Genomic DNA, 16,195 nt, shown 5'->3' with positions numbered 1-16,195 from the left:
AGTAATTATTTCAGGATCGCTTCTTGCAAAAATGAATGTAACTTATTGCAAAATTTAAAATTAATTAGGTAACAGCTAAAGGAAGCCTCATGGAAACGAAAATGCGAGCAGCTCTGTCTTCATCATTTAAAAAAAAGAGTGTGTTAAGTGCCCTCTTAGCTTTGTCTGTTTTTAATGCAGGCGCAGCCGAAGAGCCAACTAAAAAGCCAGAAGCAGCCGCACCTGTAGCAGCTAAAAAGCCAGATACTGCTGCGCCAGTCTCTGTAAAACAACCAACGCTGCTTACCATTCCTTCAGAAAGATTATTTGAAGTGATCACAGCAAGAGCGAAACAGTTAGCAGCAAACGACTACGTCGCAGCACCTGAAATAGCAATAGATACGTTAAATAACATTAACTATCAAGATTATAGAGCAATTCGTTTTCGCCAAGATCATGCCATTTGGAAGGATCAAAGCTTGTATGAAGTGCAGCTTTTCCATCCTGGTTTTCTTTATAAAAACCCTATCGCTATCAACACCGTGGATACCGATGGTAAGGTACAAAAGCTGCCTTTTAAAACAGATTACTACCGCTATGATAGTACTGCAGCTCCACTTGAGCAGGAAATTAGCGCAGCCTTAGGCAACACTCAATTAGGTCACGCAGGCTTTCGACTTCATTTCCCGCTCAATAATAACGAGTACAAAGATGAAGTCGCAGTATTCCAAGGTGCTTCTTACTTTCGTTTAGTAGGCCCACAGCAAGTGTACGGCATTTCAGCTCGTGGCCTTGCCGTTGATACTGCACTTAGCTCTGGTGAAGAATTCCCCGTGTTTAAAGAGTTTTGGTTAGTTAAACCAACAGCAGAAGACACAAATATTGTGCTTTATGCATTGCTAGACAGCCCGTCTGTAACAGGCGCCTATCGTTTTGAGATAAGTCCATCGACTAACACTGAAATCACAACGCAGATGCAAATATTTGCCCGTAAAGATATTAAAAAGCTTGGCATTGCTCCACTTACAAGCATGTTTTATCACGGTGAAAATAGCACTAAATTCTTTGATGATTACCGACCAGAAGTACATGATTCTGACGGTTTATTAATGCAATCTCAGGATGATAAATGGGTATGGCGAGCGCTTAATAATCCTAGGCAACTTAGCGTAACTTCATTCAGTTATGATAACCCGAAAGGTTTTGGCCTCGCGCAACGTGACCGTGAATTTAATAACTACCTTGATACCGAAGCGCATTACCATGCTCGTCCAAGCTTGTGGATTGAACCAAAAGGTGAATGGGGTAAAGGCCGGGTTGAGTTAGTGGAAATCCCCACGGATACAGAGACTAACGACAATATCGTTAGTTACTGGGTACCAGAGCAGCCACTTAAAGCGGGTGAGACACTAAGTTACAGCTATAAGTTGTCAACTTTTAATACTGCACTTGCGAGCCAAAATAAAGCGCGCGTTTTACGCACACGTATTGGCAGTGCAGCCTTGCCAGGTGAAAAAAATCCACCACCAAAAAGCCACCGTCAATTTACGGTCGATTTTACAGGTGACACAATTAATAGTTTATCAGCCAATATTAAACTACTCGCTAATTTAACTCTCAATTCAGGAAAGATAAGCGATAAAACAGTACAACAATTACCAAATAATCAAGGATGGCGTGTTGCTTTTAAAATCGCGCCTGAGGGAGATAAGCCTGTCGATATGCGCTTATCATTAACACTACGTGACAAAGAAGTAAGCGAGGTATGGAGTTATGTCTGGTATCCAAATGACGTCGAATAGCAACAGCACACACAACACTGCAATGCCTTTTAAAAAGGCCAGAGTATGGTTATTTTCACTGTTAGTGTTAGCCATCTCGGCCTACGGCATGTGGATCATGTTTGATATTTTAAATTCAAATGGCATGACCCCACTTGAGTATGCATTACTGGCACTGTTTTCAATCACCTTTACGTGGATTGTCACCGCGTTTTGCAGTGGCTGCATGGGATTTATTTTACAATTGTTTAGAATCGATCCCTTAACGCTCAAGCGCCAAAAGGCAATTAAAATTGATGAACAAGCACTGAGTAAAACCAGAACAGCGGTTGTCATGCCTATCTACAATGAAGATACCCAGCGTGTTATCGCAGGTTTTGAAGTAAGCATGCGTTCACTGATAAAAACAGGTCAATTTGCTCATTATGACTTTTATTTGCTCAGTGACACTCAAGATCCAGAAATAGCCAATAACGAGCTAAAAGCGTGGCATGCCCTAAGCGAGCGATTAGGCGATGATGTTGCGAAACAAACTTTTTATCGTCGCCGTGAAGATAACAAACACCGTAAAGTAGGTAATCTAACTGATTTTTGTGAACGTTGGGGCAGTAAATATGAGCACATGATTGTGCTTGATGCTGACAGTATTATGACTGGCCAATGCATGCTTGAACTCACCTCAAGTATGATCAACAATCCACAAACAGGGCTTATTCAAACCATTCCTATTCCAGTAAGACAAGATACTTTCTTTGGCCGTTTTTTACAGTTTGCCTCTGTGTTGTACAGCCCGATGCTGGCGACTGGTTCTGCTTTTTGGCAAACCAATCAGGCTAATTACTGGGGCCATAATGCCATTATTCGTGTTGAAGCGTTTATTGATTGCTGCGGTTTACCTGTACTTGAAGGTAATGCCCCATTCGGCGGTGAAATTTTAAGCCATGACTTTGTCGAAGCCTCATTATTACATCGTGCTGGCTGGGATGTGTTATTGCTTAGCGATATTCAAGGTAGCTACGAAGAAGTACCAAGTAATATTTTAGACTATGCCATTCGGGATAGACGCTGGGTGCAAGGTAATATTCAGCATTTAGGTTTATTACCTTCATCAGGTTTAAAAATGATGAGTAAACTGCACTTTTTACTTGGTGCAACGGCTTATATTTCGTCATTAATTTGGTTATCAATGTTAGTGCTTAGTACCATTGACGCCGTTACTCGTGCAATGAATAGTAATGTCTATTTTAATCAGGCATATCAATTATTTCCGACTTGGCAAATTGCTAAAACAGATTTAATTAATTCTCTGCTGTTTGTCACCATCGTATTGTTATTATTACCAAAATTAATGGGGATCATAGTTACCTTGATCCATCGTAATAAGCAATTTGGAGGCTCATTCAAACTAATTTTGGGCTCAATTATTGAGACCGTGTTTGCAATCATCATCGCACCACTCATGATGGTATTTCATAGTTACTTTGTGGTGTGTGTATTTTTAGGTAAAAAAGTAACCTGGGATGCGCAACCAAGAACGGGTCGAATGGTGCCTTGGAAAGAAGCAATTGGCTATACGTTAATAGCGACTTTAGTTGCCATTGCTTGGGGTAGCGTTGCTTATTACTATACACCCACTTTCTTTTGGTGGTTGTCACCGATTTTAGTCGGATTAATTTTAGCAGCGCCTATTGTTCGTTATTCAAGTAGCATTGGCTTTGGGGTTAAGTTACGGAAAATGGGGATATTCATTTGCCCAAGTGAAGTAGATAATGACGACACACTTGCCGCCTTACGTGTTCATGAGCAAGAAATTACATTACCTAGTGATGAGGTCGCCAATTTCTCAATCCCTGAATTGCCACCAGAGCATGCGAGTGTAATGCCAATCCAAAGCTTTAAGCGCCAAGGGTTAAGTAAACGAAAACGCGTTTTAAATGCCCACCAACAAATCAAGAAGAAACTATTTAACTAGTTTAAACTTGACTCGTAAACATAAAAAACCGCGCAATTTGCATTGCGCGGTTTTTTATTAACTCATTATTAGGATGAGTTGAGTTTAAAGCAGACCTAACTTCTTAAGTTCGCTCATCGCCATTTTGCCAGAAAGCGGCACATAACCATCTTTCTCTACAATTTTTTGGCCATCTTGTGATAACACCATTTTTAAGAACTCAGCTTCAATTGGTGCAAGTGGTTTGTTCGGGTGTTTATTCACATACACATATAAAAAGCGCGACAGTGGATATTTACCTGTAGCAACGTTTTCAAGTGTTGCATCAACAAAGTTATCACCTTTTTTCGCCAGCGGCACTGTACGTACACCAGAAGTCTTATAACCAATACCTGAGTAACCAATTGCGTTCACTGATGATGAAATTGACTGCACCACAGAAGCAGAGCCTGGTTGCTCATTTACATTGTTGCGGAAGTCACCTTTACAAAGTGCTTTACTTTTAAAGTAACCATATGTACCCGACACAGAGTTACGACCGTAAAGCTGAATATCTTTAGCAGCCCAATCACCCGTTAAACCAACGTCACTCCAGCGTGTTACATCAGCATTTGCGCCACATTTACGTGTTGACGAGAAAATCGCATCAACTTGATCAATTCGCAGCCCTTCAATTGGGTTATCTTTATGTACAAACACTGCTAATGCATCGATAGCTACACGCACTTCAGTAGGCTTATAACCGTAACGTTTCTCAAACGCTTCAATTTCTTTTGATTTCATTTTTCGGCTCATAGGGCCAAAATTAGACGTGCCTTCTGTTAATGCCGGCGGCGCTGTTGATGAACCTGCAGCCTGAATTTGAATATTTACATTTGGGTAAATACGCTTATATTCTTCTGCCCAAAAAGTCATCATGTTGGCTAACGTATCAGAGCCCACAGATGAAAAATTACCTGAAATACCACTGACTTTTTGATATTCAGGAATGCTTGCATCCGTTGCCATTGCTTGTGCAGACACAAATGTTGTTACTGCCACACCCATTGCGGCGACTAGATTTTTAAATTTCATTGGGTTACTCCAATTTGGTTCGTCCATTTCTTAACTGCGCTCTACTGTAAAGAGAATAGATGACAGTTAGATTACTCTAAAATGACAGTTTTATGACTTTATACTTTCTCAGCTAAATTAGTTAGTAATAGCGTTTTATCGCTATTGAAGGCAAACGAAAATGTTGAGCCTTCACCTAATTTACTGGTTATTTGTAACTTACTTTCGTGACGAGTTAATACATGTTTAGTGATCGCCAAACCTAGCCCTGAACCACCAGTAGTACGACTACGCGCTTTATCCACTCGGTAAAAGCGCTCTGTTAAACGATTTATATGCTCAGGCGCAATACCATCACCATTATCAACCACCGAGAAATGTGCTTGTTTATTTTTTAACTGCCAACTTACGGTAATTCTACCGCCGGCTTTAGTGTAGTGAATGGCGTTAAACACTAAGTTAGAAAACGCACTGCGCAACTCTTCTTCCGAACCTTTAATATCAAGCCCTGCATCAATATCGAAAATCAACTCATGGCCTTTATCTTGGTTCAAAGACTGTGCCTCAGTTTTTACATAAGTGAGTAATTGCGGTACGTTAACCGCTTTATCGTTGTCTTGACGCCGAGCGCCTTCAATACGTGATAACGACAACAGCTGGTTTACGAGGCTATCCATACGCTTACATTGCTCAAGCATAGTGCCCTGGGCTTTATTCCACATCGCTGGCGGCGGCATCATGTCACCATCAAACATTTCTAGATAACCCGTAACGACCGTCAGTGGCGTGCGTAATTCATGTGACACATTGGCTACAAAATCTTTGCGCATTTGCTCTAGTTGCTTCAACCGTGTCACATCCCTGACTACTACCATTAATTGTGAACTGGCGTAAGGCATTACCCGAAACTCTAAAACGTGTTCAACACTGTGACCACTTTCCAGTTCAAGTGCCTCATCAAACAATCCCATTTGCATATACTTTGCAAACTTAGGATCCCTCACAAGATTATCAAGGCGTTGACCATGATCCGTCGGCCACTGTAAACCCAACACCTTTAGCGCTAATTGGTTGCACCAAACAATACTTAAGTCACGTTGCAATACCACAACAGCATCAGGAACCGCTTCGGCACCATCACGAAAGCGGCGGATCAGATCCGCTAACTCATTGCGCTTTTTTCGGTTGCGGTGCTGCAAATGATAGATCCCCTCAAACACCTGCTCCCATGCTCCCTCACCTTCAGGAGGATTGAAACTGCGTTGATTCAATAACCAATCACTAAGCCGATATAACTGATGATAATGCCAAATAAGCAGTGAAAATGAACCTAAAAACAAAAGCAAAAATGGTGCGCCAATCAACACACCCACTAATAATAAAGGTAGGAAATAGATAAGCAGACGCTTAGCTAACGCCTGCTTATTGACAACTCGATACATACACTCACTTTACCTTAGAGCAAGACCGACCTTGGCCTGAATGTTTATAGTTTACTCGAAAAACGATAACCTGCACCACGTACAGTTTGTACTAAACGGTCATGACCAAGCGGAGCAATCGCTTTACGTAAGCGACGAATATGCACGTCTACGGTTCTATCTTCAACATAGACATTAGTCCCCCACACGTTATCTAGCAATTGTTCACGGCTATACACTCGCTCAGGGTGAGTCATAAAGAAATGCAATAAACGAAACTCAGTTGGTCCCATATCCAGCTCGCTACCTTGTGAAGTAACACGGTGTGAAATAGGATCAAGGCGTAAACCATGTACATCAATCGCTTCTTCCAATGACGTTGGTGAAACACGACGAATTACGGCTTTAATACGCGCCATCAATTCTTTAGGTGAAAATGGCTTAGTAACATAATCATCTGCACCGACTTCAAGTCCACGAACTTTATCTTCTTCTTCTCCGCGGGCCGTCAGCATGATAATCGGGATCTGCCTAGTATATTCGCTTTGCTTAAACTTTTTGGCTATTTGAATTCCGCTACCACCTGGCAGCATCCAATCGAGTAGCACCATATCAGGATAAGGTTCTACCATAGCAGCAATTGCTGAATCATAGTCTTCAGCTTCAATTGCTTGAAAACCATTTTGCTCTAATACAAAAACCAGCATCTCTCTGATCGGTGCTTCGTCATCGACGACAAGTACTTTACGTGACATTCCAATTTATCTCTTTCGTTATCGAACTAGTTTTCATTATTATGACTAAGTATGACATTTTTATGAAAGTGTAACGTGTAAATCAAAATGCAGGGAAAAAAACAGCAATTAACCGATATCAGGAACTAAATAAGCGTAAATAAGCTCAGTACAAGCAATTAAACCAACCCTTTTTTACTAGTTGAAATATTTTAGCTCGTATCAACTTTAACTAAAGGCACTCTTATTTTATTTCTCTGACGAGGGGTGATTCTGCTTCCATAGCCATTGTTCATCATTATGGCGGGATCGAACTTTGCATAATTATGAATATAACACGGGTTGCTTTGATCATTTATAGAGATCAAAATTCTACTAAGCATTGAGTTTGGGATCACGCTTTTACTAACCAAGCTCGATCTGGGATCACTGTTTTACCTAGCAAAATCTGTAAGTTGTTGATCATTTAAACAAGCAAGCTGTGAAGTGGTTATTTATACAACAAAAACTCTCACAACAAAGCTGATCCTTAGTAAAAATCTGATCCCAATTATATCAAGTTAGTAAGTCAGTGATCCCAAATTCAATGCTTGGTAAAATAATGATCTCTGTTGATCAACGACAAAAAAAGCCAGTAACATAACGCTACTGGCTGTTTATTTATTAAATAACTTAATGAGTTAACTTATTTAATCTGTGGATCTAATTCACCAGTTAAATACTTAAGGTGCATATCATCCAATGAAATTGGCTTGATCTTACCAGCTTGACCTGCAGTACCAAATGACTCATAACGTGCAACACAGATCTCTGTCATTGCTTTTGTCGCTTCGGCTAAATATTTACGTGGATCAAAGTTGGCTGGGTTCAACGCCATATGACGGCGAATAGCCCCAGTTGATGCTAAACGTAAGTCAGTATCGATATTCACTTTACGTACACCAAACTTAATACCTTCGATGATCTGCTCAACTGGTACACCGTAAGTTTCAGGGATCTCACCACCGTATTGGTTAATGATCTCAAGCCATTCTTGCGGTACCGATGACGAACCATGCATTACTAGGTGAGTATTAGGGATACGCGCATGAATCGCTTTAATACGATCAATTGCTAAAATATCATCTGTCGGTGGACGGGTAAATTTGTACGCACCATGTGATGTGCCGCAAGCAATTGCCAGTGCATCCACGTGAGTTTTACTGACAAAGTCAGCTGCTTCTTCAGGATCGGTAAGCATCTGATCTGTGGTTAATTTGCCTTCTGCGCCAACCCCATCTTCTTCGCCAGCTTCACCTGTTTCAAGTGAGCCAAGTACACCTAATTCACCTTCAACAGACACACCACATGAGTGCGCAAGTTCAACAGTTTTACGTGTAACATCAACGTTATAGTCGTAGCTTGATGGTGTTTTACCATCAGTCATTAATGAACCATCCATCATCACTGATGAAAAGCCTAATTGAATTGAACGTTGGCAAACGCCAGGTGAAGTGCCGTGATCTTGGTGCATAACCACAGGAATATGTGGCCACTCTTCAATGGCAGCTAAAATCATGTGACGAATAAATGGGGCACCAGCATAGGCACGAGCGCCAGCTGAACCTTGTACTATCACAGGGCTGTTAGTTTTATCAGCCGCCATCATAATAGCGCGGATTTGCTCTTGGTTATTAACGTTAAAAGCAGGTACGCCATAACCGTGTTCAGCTGCATGATCAAGAAGTTGTCGCATACTGATTAAAGCCATTTGGTATTCTCCAAATTGTCGATAGCAGTGCACGCACCACTACCTAGTTCGAACGGAATAGTTGAGTTCGGTGCAATCACTGCACCTCGATAGCCTCGGCTTATGCCAAATTTACCGTTATACAAAACCAGTAATTAAATAAGGGTGAGAGGTATTTAATAACTGGTCGTACTCAGTGTGCTTACTTAAATAAGCACACTAAGCAAACGCTAATCACTTAGCGCGTTGTTCAAGCATAGCAACTGCTGGTAATTTTTTCCCTTCTAAAAACTCAAGGAAAGCACCGCCACCAGTTGAAATATACGAGATTTTATCGGCAATGCCATATTTATCAATGGCTGCTAACGTATCACCGCCACCGGCAATTGAAAATGCGTTAGAATTAGCAATTGCTTGTGCAATAGCACGCGTGCCATTACCAAATTGATCAAATTCAAATACACCAACTGGGCCATTCCAGACGACAGTTCCCGCATTTGCAATAATTTTTGCAAGTTGGTTAGCCGTATCTGGGCCAATATCAAAAATCATATCTGTGTCTGTTACATCGCTAACATCTTTTAATGTTGCCACTGCAGATTCAGAAAACTCATTAGCAACAACAACATCTGTTGGTACTGGGATTTCGCCATTATTGCTTTTCGCCGCTGCACTTAACTTATTTGCTTCGTCAATTAAGTCAGCTTCGTATAATGATTTACCTACAGGGTAACCCGCTGCAGCAATAAAAGTATTCGCGATACCGCCGCCAGTTACAAGTTGATCAACTATCGTTGACAATGAATCAAGTACCGTTAATTTAGTTGATACTTTTGAACCACCAACAATTGCCACAAGTGGACGTGCAGGGTTATCAAGTGCTTTGCCTAACGCTTCTAATTCTGCGGCTAAAAGTGGTCCCGCACACGCAACATCTGCATATAAGCCAACGCCATGGGTAGATGCTTGCGCACGGTGAGCCGTACCAAATGCATCCATTACATAGACATCACATAATGCCGCTAGTTTTTTAGCTAGCGTTTCATCGTCTTTCTTTTCACCAACGTTAAAGCGTACGTTTTCAAAAACCACCACTTCATTATCAGCAATTTCAACGCCATTTAAGTAATCTTTTTCAAGACGTACATTTTGCTCAAGTGCTTCATTTAAATAATCAACAACCGGAGCTAAAGAAAACTCTTCGTTGTATTCCCCTTCCGTAGGGCGGCCTAAATGTGACATCACCATTACTTTAGCGCCTTTTTCAAGAGCAAGCTTAATACTTGGTAATGCAGCACGAATACGTGCATCTGAGGTCACTTTACCTGCTTTTACTGGTACATTTAAATCTTCACGAATTAACACGCGTTTGCCGTTTAAATCTAAATCTGCCATATTTATGACCGACATGGACTTCTCCTTAGTTAACGATACTGACTTGAAATATATAGGTTTTATTTTATGGTATAACTTTTATATTAATTACTTGCTGCCATCATTACTCGTGCTGTATCGAGCATCCGATTAGCGAAACCCCATTCATTATCACACCAGACTAACAACTTTATCAGCCGTTTATGACTGACTCGTGTCTGTGTGCCATCTATAATACAAGAATGTGGGTCATGATTAAAATCAACGGATACCAATGGCTCTTCGGTATAACTTAAAATACCTTCTAAACGATCTTTCGCTGCAGCTTTTAATACTTTATTCACCGCGTTTAAATCAACATCTGCGTTGACTGTTACACTTAAATCCATCGCTGTCACATTGATAGTAGGCACGCGTACCGCAATGGCTTCAAAACGGCCATGAAACTTAGGTAAAATCCGTTCAATCCCACGAGCTAACTTAGTATCAACAGGAATAATAGACTGACTTGCTGCACGGGTACGACGTAAATCATGGTGATAAGCATCAATCACTTGTTGATCATTCATTGACGCATGAATAGTGGTAATCGCCCCTGACTCAATAGCAAACGCATCATCAAGTACCTTGATAACTGGCACGATACAGTTAGTCGTACATGAACCATTAGACACAATCGTATGCTCAGCAAGCAGCTCATCGTCGTTGATACCATACACTATCGTGGCATCCACATCTGCATCAGCTGGCTGAGAAAATAAAACTTTTTTGGCCCCTGCATCTAAATGCAATTGCGCGTGTTCACGAGAATGATAAACACCGGTACACTCTAAAACCACATCAATATCAAGTAACTGCCATGGCAGCTCAATTGGATTTTGCTCAGAAAATAATGCAATGGTATCGCCTGCAACATTTAGGGAGTCTTCCCCCAACGTAACTGGATACTTAAAACGACCATGAGAGGTGTCATATTTCAGTAAGTGAGCAATCCCTTGAGGATCGGCGAGTTCATTAATCGCAACAATTTTAATATTGTCACTAAGTCCCGATTCATAAAGCGCGCGGACAATATTTCGACCAATTCGACCAAAACCATTAATTGCAAGTTTGATTGCCATTAGAAAGAAAATCCACTCTAGTTGCTTGCAGATAAAGGCAACCTGCCTTTGAGATGGCGGTATTGTAATCGACCTTGAGTTTGAATATAAGAGGTTAACAGCAGAAACTTAAAATTAACCTGCTAAGATGGCGCAATTTTGGTAATCGACCTTAAGTTTGAATATAAGTGGTAAGGTTAAATAAATGTTTGCAATACAACCTAGATGGCCCACTTAGGTAACCAACCATACCCTAGCAACTAACTCCTAACCCTATATCCGCTAACGTTTAAATAGCTTACGTATCAGGCTACTGGTTATTAAGGAAACGATCATAATAACAAGACAATATATCACTAGCATGCTTGACGATGTAGCCAGCTCGATCACTTGATCGTTTTTGCTCAAACACAGGTTAGTCTCATAATCAATTGCACCACCGGCGTCTAAACATTGATCAGCCATTAAAAATCCATGTAGCCACCATACAGCAAATAAGCTTGCTAAAACACCCGCTAAAGATGGCAGTAAATTATTTTTCATAGAGTAAAAAACCAACAGATAAAGTAAAATAACAGCGCCCTATAATAGCAAGCACCGTACCGAATAACCGCACTGCAAAAGCCTGTTATTGAAAATAAAAATTAATACTTATGACTTGATTTAGATGCTAATTATAGCAGCCATTCAGTGACGATAAATTGTGACAATACTCAAACCAGCATTACCTTAGAGCAACGCAGCGAGTTTTAATTGCTGGCCACGACTTATTTGATGACATTGTGCCAACAACAACTCTGCAGTGGCCATGGCATCTGTCAACGCATGATGGCAACCATAATGCGGCAACCCATATCGCGCACGACAGGCAGAAAGCGTTAAATCATCCAGGCCAATTTCGTGCCCTTGTTGGTGCAGACGTTTTTTTTCAATATGAAAGGTATCGAGTATCAATTTAGGGTGTGCAGCTACTCCCTTCGCTTGAAATGCTTGCTTTAAAAATCCCCAGTCTAATGTGGCATTATGAAACACCAAAATAGCATCCGCAAAGTGGCTGCTTAGGGCCGCTAAAATAGCCGTCAAGTTTTGCCCTGTAGCCACGTCTTGCTGGGCAATACCATGATATACAGGGCTTTGCTCAAGATGCCGCACATCCTTATTAATCGCATGTTGCGCTTGACTTAACTTAATACATTGATTGTCTATCAACACCCAGGCTATCGAGACAATTTCATGCTGTTTTGGATCAAGCCCAGTTAGCTCTAAGTCAATCACCAAGTAGCGCTGCGTTAATGCGTTTTCGCCAAGCAATTGCTTACGCGCAAAATAACGATTCAACCAACGTTTAACCACTTAGCTTGTCACCTTATTCACTGCAAAACACATAGTTATAAACTCCCACGGGCAAACTTAAATGCCGCAGCTTGTTGCGCCAGCTTAAGCAGATAAAACGCTTCTTTTAATTGGTGGCGTTCAAGAGAATTTAATTTATCTGGGTTAATGCAATTACTGGGTAAGCCTTCCTCGTTGATTTGTGTGCGCAAACGTAACTGAGTTAAAAATCGCCAACAATCCTTTAAGTTATACACATCGTGATTATTTAATAAATCATGTTTCAGCAATGCATCTAAGCGCTCTTGAGTGTTTGCTCGGCGTATTCCCGCTTTTAACGCATATAAACGCACAATGTCGTTAATGATCACTACACCACGTTTTTTCAAATCAATGTATTTATGCTGTTTAGCGTCTTTTTCGAGTTTAAACTGGTTAAATAAACCAATTGGCACTGAGTTTGACTTAATATCCGTTGCCATTGCTGCATAAAATAATTCGTTGCGAGAAATACGGGTTAATTGCTCACAAAATGCTGTGTAAAGTGCTGTTGAACCTTCAATAAAACGTAAATCAAAAAATATTTTACAATTAAGCATAGCCTGCGGCGTTGGGCTTTTTATCCACGTAAAAAACTTATCACACCAATCCGATATACTCATTCGGCACAATTCGCTGCTGGCCATTATATTACCAGGGCAACGCCTAATACCGCACTCAACCAATTGCTCACAGACAAATTCCCCCATGCGACGGAAATAATCTTGGTGTTGTTCAGATAAATCATCCGGCAGTAATAAACCGTTATCTTGATCTGAATGCAAGGTTTGCTCTTCCCGTGCTTGTGATCCAAAACAAATAAAACTAAAACTGGTCGGCGCTGCGCCATGTTCTTCTTGAAATAGATAAATTAATCGAGACGTTAGCGCATCAGTCAAGCCACTGAGTAACTTACCAATTAACGAAATATCATCAATATTATGCGAAAAGCTGCGCAATAACTCGGGAACTTCAGCCGCATAACGTTTTAAATCTGTCACACTATGTGCTTTATAAATACGGCCAATAAGTTGCACCGGATCGCTCTTTTGTTGGCGTAACAAATCGGTACTGGTGATCATTCCTAACGCTTTGTGATGCTCGTCCAATACAGGTAAGTGATGAATATTATGTTTGAGCATTAAATGCAGCGCAGAAAACACCCTGTTATTTTCAAAAATAAACTTCGGTTTAGCACTCATTATTGAGCTTACAGCCTGCAGTGGGTCGACTTCATCAGCTAATACGCGATTTCGCAAATCGCGGTCAGTCACCACCCCAACTAAGCGCTCATATTCAGTAACCATAATTGATGATACGCCGTGCTCTTTCATTTTTTTTGCGGCTTGACGAATGCTCGCATCCGGTGACAAGGTCACAGCTTTACGAGACATTAGCTCTGATATTTTTCGCTCAGACCAACTGTCATTTTGGCTTTTATAGTGTGACGACAACAACCGGTTAGCATGTGCACGAACAAAATACTGTTCAAATGGTTTATATTCACGGCGCAGATAGTCAAACGCATCTTGATTGAGCATATGAACAATGCCCTCTTTTTGTACTTCTAGACGGTTTTTAATTGCCTCGCCGGTTAATAATGACGGAAAACCAAAATAGTCGCCTTGCGCTAAACGGGTTATTACATCGCCTTTTGCATCCACTAAATCATATAAACCAGAGCGAATTAAAAACAGTTTAGGGGAAGCTGATTGTAGCCATTGCGTTTGGTTTTCACGGGTCAGATAAATAACATCGAGGTGTTTTACAAAGTAATCGGTTGCGCTACTATCAAGGTCGCTAAATGGCATTTGTGCTAGTACAAACTGGGCGACTTCCTGTTGCTCATTATTCATTTATCTACTCGCAAAAAACAATCGTACAATCACTGTACTGCTATCAGCGATAAATAAAAAGCCCGACTTAAGTCGGGCTTTTGGGTCTATCAATATAAATTAATAGAGTATCAGAGTTGTTAGTGTGCGTGTGCAGCACTAGAACCTTTAGGATTACGAATCCCCTCAACCATTTCTTGGATTTCAAGCGGGGTTTCTGCGGTAAACTTAGCTACAATTGCAGCAACTGCAAAGTTAATAACCATACCAACTAAACCAATACCTTCCGGTGAAATACCCAACAACCAATGCTCAGGGTTATTTAGCTCTGGGCTGATAAACTTGAAGAAGATAATGTAAGCCGCAGTAAAGGTAATACCGGTTATCATACCTAGGACTGCGCCTTCTTTATTCATCTTCTTAGAGAAGATACCCATAATGATCGCCGGGAAGAAACTTGCAGCAGCTAAGCCGAATGCAAATGCCACCACCGACGCCACAAATCCAGGCGGGTTAATACCAAAGTAAGCGGAGATAACAATCGCAATCATGGCAGCCAACCTCGCGGCGAGTAACTCTTGCTTATCGCTAATATCAGGTTTAAGTGTTCGCTTAAGTAAATCGTGCGATACGGAGGTCGAAATAACCAGTAGTAAGCCCGCTGTTGTGGAAAGTGCCGCAGCAATACCACCGGCCGCCACCAGTGCCACTACCCATGCAGGTAAGTTAGCGATTTCTGGGTTAGCAAGTACCATGATGTCGCGGTCAACGTTAACTTCGTTAGCGCTATTTGGATCATCAATTTTACCCGCTGTGTAGAACATTTTGCCATCACCGTTTTTATCATTAAAGGTGATTAAGCCTGTTCTTTCCCAGTTTTTAACCCAAGCTGGTGCTTCTGCGTATTCTGTACCGCTACCATCTTTACCGTTAATCGTATCAATCATGTTAACACGGGCAAATGCCGCAACTGCAGGTGCTGTGGTGTAAACAATCGCGATGAATACTAAAGTCCATGCTGCAGAGATACGGGTATCTTTAACACGTGGTACAGTGAAAAAGCGTACAATGACATGAGGAAGACCAGCAGTACCCACCATTAAAGCACCAGTGATGGCAAACACATCAATCATGCTCTTAGAGCCTTCAGTGTATTGTGCAAAACCAAGCTCAGCGCTTAAGCCATCGAGTTTATCAAGAACATACGCTCCATCGCCGCCAATTAATGTTGCGCCAAAGCCCGTTTGCGGGAAGAAGTGACCTGTCATCATCATAGAGATAAAGATAGCAGGAACAAGATAAGCAAATACCAATACACAGTACTGTGCTACTTGGGTGTAAGTAATACCTTTCATACCACCTAGAACAGCATAAAAGAATACGATAACCATACCAATGTAAACACCAGTTTCAATTTCAACTTCTAAGAAACGAGAGAATACAACGCCTACACCGCGCATTTGGCCTGCAATATAAGTAAAGCAGATAAAAATGGCACATAAAATTGCCACAACGCGGGCCGTTTGTGAGTAATAACGGTCACCGATAAAATCTGGCACTGTAAACTTGCCAAATTTACGTAAATAAGGTGCTAAACACATGGCAAGTAATACATAACCACCTGTCCAACCCATTAAGTAAACACCGCCATCGTAACCAGCGAAAGAGATAATACCCGCCATTGAGATAAATGACGCCGCACTCATCCAGTCAGCAGCTGTAGCCATACCATTTGCAAGAGGTGGAACGCCACCGCCCGCTACATAAAATTCATTTGTAGACCCAGCTCGAGCCCAGATTGCAATGCCGATATAAAGCGCGAAGCTTAAACCGACAATAATAAACGTGAGTGTTTGAACATCCATTG

Annotated in this window: 12 protein-coding genes; 2 read left to right on the top strand and 10 right to left on the bottom strand. The window is 41.2% G+C overall.

What is annotated here, in order from left to right; translation table 11 throughout:
• Window positions 1–89: 89 nt before the first annotated feature.
• Both PHAL_RS0111425 and mdoH read left to right on the top strand, forming a co-directional pair.
• Window positions 90–1,781, top strand: a complete 1,692-nt coding sequence (locus PHAL_RS0111425; protein WP_016708544.1) for a glucan biosynthesis protein — start codon at window positions 90–92, stop codon at window positions 1,779–1,781.
• The gene (gene mdoH, locus PHAL_RS0111420) at window positions 1,753–3,732 is read left to right on the top strand and encodes a glucans biosynthesis glucosyltransferase MdoH (protein ID WP_016708543.1); all 1,980 of its coding nucleotides are present in this window, start codon (window positions 1,753–1,755) and stop codon (window positions 3,730–3,732) included. Before PHAL_RS0111425 ends, mdoH begins: the two co-directional genes overlap by 29 nt.
• 84 nt (window positions 3,733–3,816) lie before the next feature.
• On the opposite strand, the gene PHAL_RS0111415 is transcribed toward mdoH, so the two are convergent.
• From PHAL_RS0111415 to PHAL_RS0111370, 10 genes are all read right to left on the bottom strand, one after another.
• A complete protein-coding gene (locus PHAL_RS0111415) occupies window positions 3,817–4,785 on the bottom strand; it encodes a PstS family phosphate ABC transporter substrate-binding protein (RefSeq protein WP_016708542.1) in 969 nt (322 codons plus the stop codon).
• A gap of 98 nt (window positions 4,786–4,883) precedes the next feature.
• Complete coding sequence (gene phoR, locus PHAL_RS0111410; protein WP_016708541.1) at window positions 4,884–6,206, bottom strand: phosphate regulon sensor histidine kinase PhoR; 1,323 nt, start codon at window positions 6,204–6,206, stop codon at window positions 4,884–4,886.
• Between the two features lie 44 nt (window positions 6,207–6,250).
• Window positions 6,251–6,940: a phosphate regulon transcriptional regulator PhoB gene (phoB, locus tag PHAL_RS0111405; RefSeq protein WP_016708540.1), complete on the bottom strand. Its 690-nt coding sequence runs from the start codon at window positions 6,938–6,940 to the stop codon at window positions 6,251–6,253.
• Between the two features lie 664 nt (window positions 6,941–7,604).
• Complete coding sequence (gene fba, locus PHAL_RS0111400) at window positions 7,605–8,669, bottom strand: class II fructose-bisphosphate aldolase (protein WP_016708539.1); 1,065 nt, start codon at window positions 8,667–8,669, stop codon at window positions 7,605–7,607.
• A gap of 213 nt (window positions 8,670–8,882) precedes the next feature.
• Entirely contained in the window at window positions 8,883–10,058 is a 1,176-nt protein-coding gene (locus tag PHAL_RS0111395; protein ID WP_016708538.1) for a phosphoglycerate kinase, read from the bottom strand.
• Window positions 10,059–10,126: 68 nt separating this feature from the next.
• Window positions 10,127–11,143: an erythrose-4-phosphate dehydrogenase gene (gene epd, locus PHAL_RS0111390; protein WP_016708537.1), complete on the bottom strand. Its 1,017-nt coding sequence runs from the start codon at window positions 11,141–11,143 to the stop codon at window positions 10,127–10,129.
• Window positions 11,144–11,404: 261 nt separating this feature from the next.
• The gene (locus PHAL_RS0111385; RefSeq protein WP_016708536.1) at window positions 11,405–11,665 is read right to left on the bottom strand and encodes a hypothetical protein; all 261 of its coding nucleotides are present in this window, start codon (window positions 11,663–11,665) and stop codon (window positions 11,405–11,407) included.
• Window positions 11,666–11,851: 186 nt separating this feature from the next.
• Window positions 11,852–12,475 carry a 3'-5' exonuclease gene (locus PHAL_RS0111380; RefSeq protein WP_016708534.1) on the bottom strand — a complete coding sequence of 208 codons (624 nt, stop codon included), beginning with the start codon at window positions 12,473–12,475 and terminating at the stop codon, window positions 11,852–11,854.
• Window positions 12,476–12,510: 35 nt separating this feature from the next.
• Entirely contained in the window at window positions 12,511–14,349 is a 1,839-nt protein-coding gene (locus tag PHAL_RS0111375) for a DUF294 nucleotidyltransferase-like domain-containing protein (RefSeq protein WP_016708532.1), read from the bottom strand.
• A 119-nt stretch (window positions 14,350–14,468) separates the two neighbouring features.
• Entirely contained in the window at window positions 14,469–16,193 is a 1,725-nt protein-coding gene (locus PHAL_RS0111370; protein WP_016708531.1) for a sodium:solute symporter family protein, read from the bottom strand.
• Between the last annotated feature and the right edge of the window lie 2 nt (window positions 16,194–16,195).

It is taken from the genome of Pseudoalteromonas haloplanktis ATCC 14393 (assembly GCF_000238355.1).
Lineage (GTDB): Bacteria > Pseudomonadota > Gammaproteobacteria > Enterobacterales > Alteromonadaceae > Pseudoalteromonas > Pseudoalteromonas haloplanktis.
The sequence above is the reverse complement of the archived record's forward strand: the minus strand, read 5'-3'. Positions and strand labels throughout refer to the sequence as shown.

Excerpts from the sequence above, each read along its gene's own strand:
- PHAL_RS0111425 (WP_016708544.1), top strand. The coding sequence starts at position 90 with ATGGAAACGAAAATGCGAGCAGCTCTGTCTTCATCATTTAAAAAAAAG.
- mdoH (WP_016708543.1), top strand. The coding sequence starts at position 1,753 with ATGTCTGGTATCCAAATGACGTCGAATAGCAACAGCACACACAACACT.
- PHAL_RS0111415 (WP_016708542.1), bottom strand. The coding sequence starts at position 4,785 with ATGAAATTTAAAAATCTAGTCGCCGCAATGGGTGTGGCAGTAACAACA.
- phoR (WP_016708541.1), bottom strand. The coding sequence starts at position 6,206 with ATGTATCGAGTTGTCAATAAGCAGGCGTTAGCTAAGCGTCTGCTTATC.
- phoB (WP_016708540.1), bottom strand. The coding sequence starts at position 6,940 with ATGTCACGTAAAGTACTTGTCGTCGATGACGAAGCACCGATCAGAGAG.
- fba (WP_016708539.1), bottom strand. The coding sequence starts at position 8,669 with ATGGCTTTAATCAGTATGCGACAACTTCTTGATCATGCAGCTGAACAC.
- PHAL_RS0111395 (WP_016708538.1), bottom strand. The coding sequence starts at position 10,058 with ATGTCGGTCATAAATATGGCAGATTTAGATTTAAACGGCAAACGCGTG.
- epd (WP_016708537.1), bottom strand. The coding sequence starts at position 11,143 with ATGGCAATCAAACTTGCAATTAATGGTTTTGGTCGAATTGGTCGAAAT.
- PHAL_RS0111385 (WP_016708536.1), bottom strand. The coding sequence starts at position 11,665 with ATGAAAAATAATTTACTGCCATCTTTAGCGGGTGTTTTAGCAAGCTTA.
- PHAL_RS0111375 (WP_016708532.1), bottom strand. The coding sequence starts at position 14,349 with ATGAATAATGAGCAACAGGAAGTCGCCCAGTTTGTACTAGCACAAATG.
- PHAL_RS0111370 (WP_016708531.1), bottom strand. The coding sequence starts at position 16,193 with ATGGATGTTCAAACACTCACGTTTATTATTGTCGGTTTAAGCTTCGCG.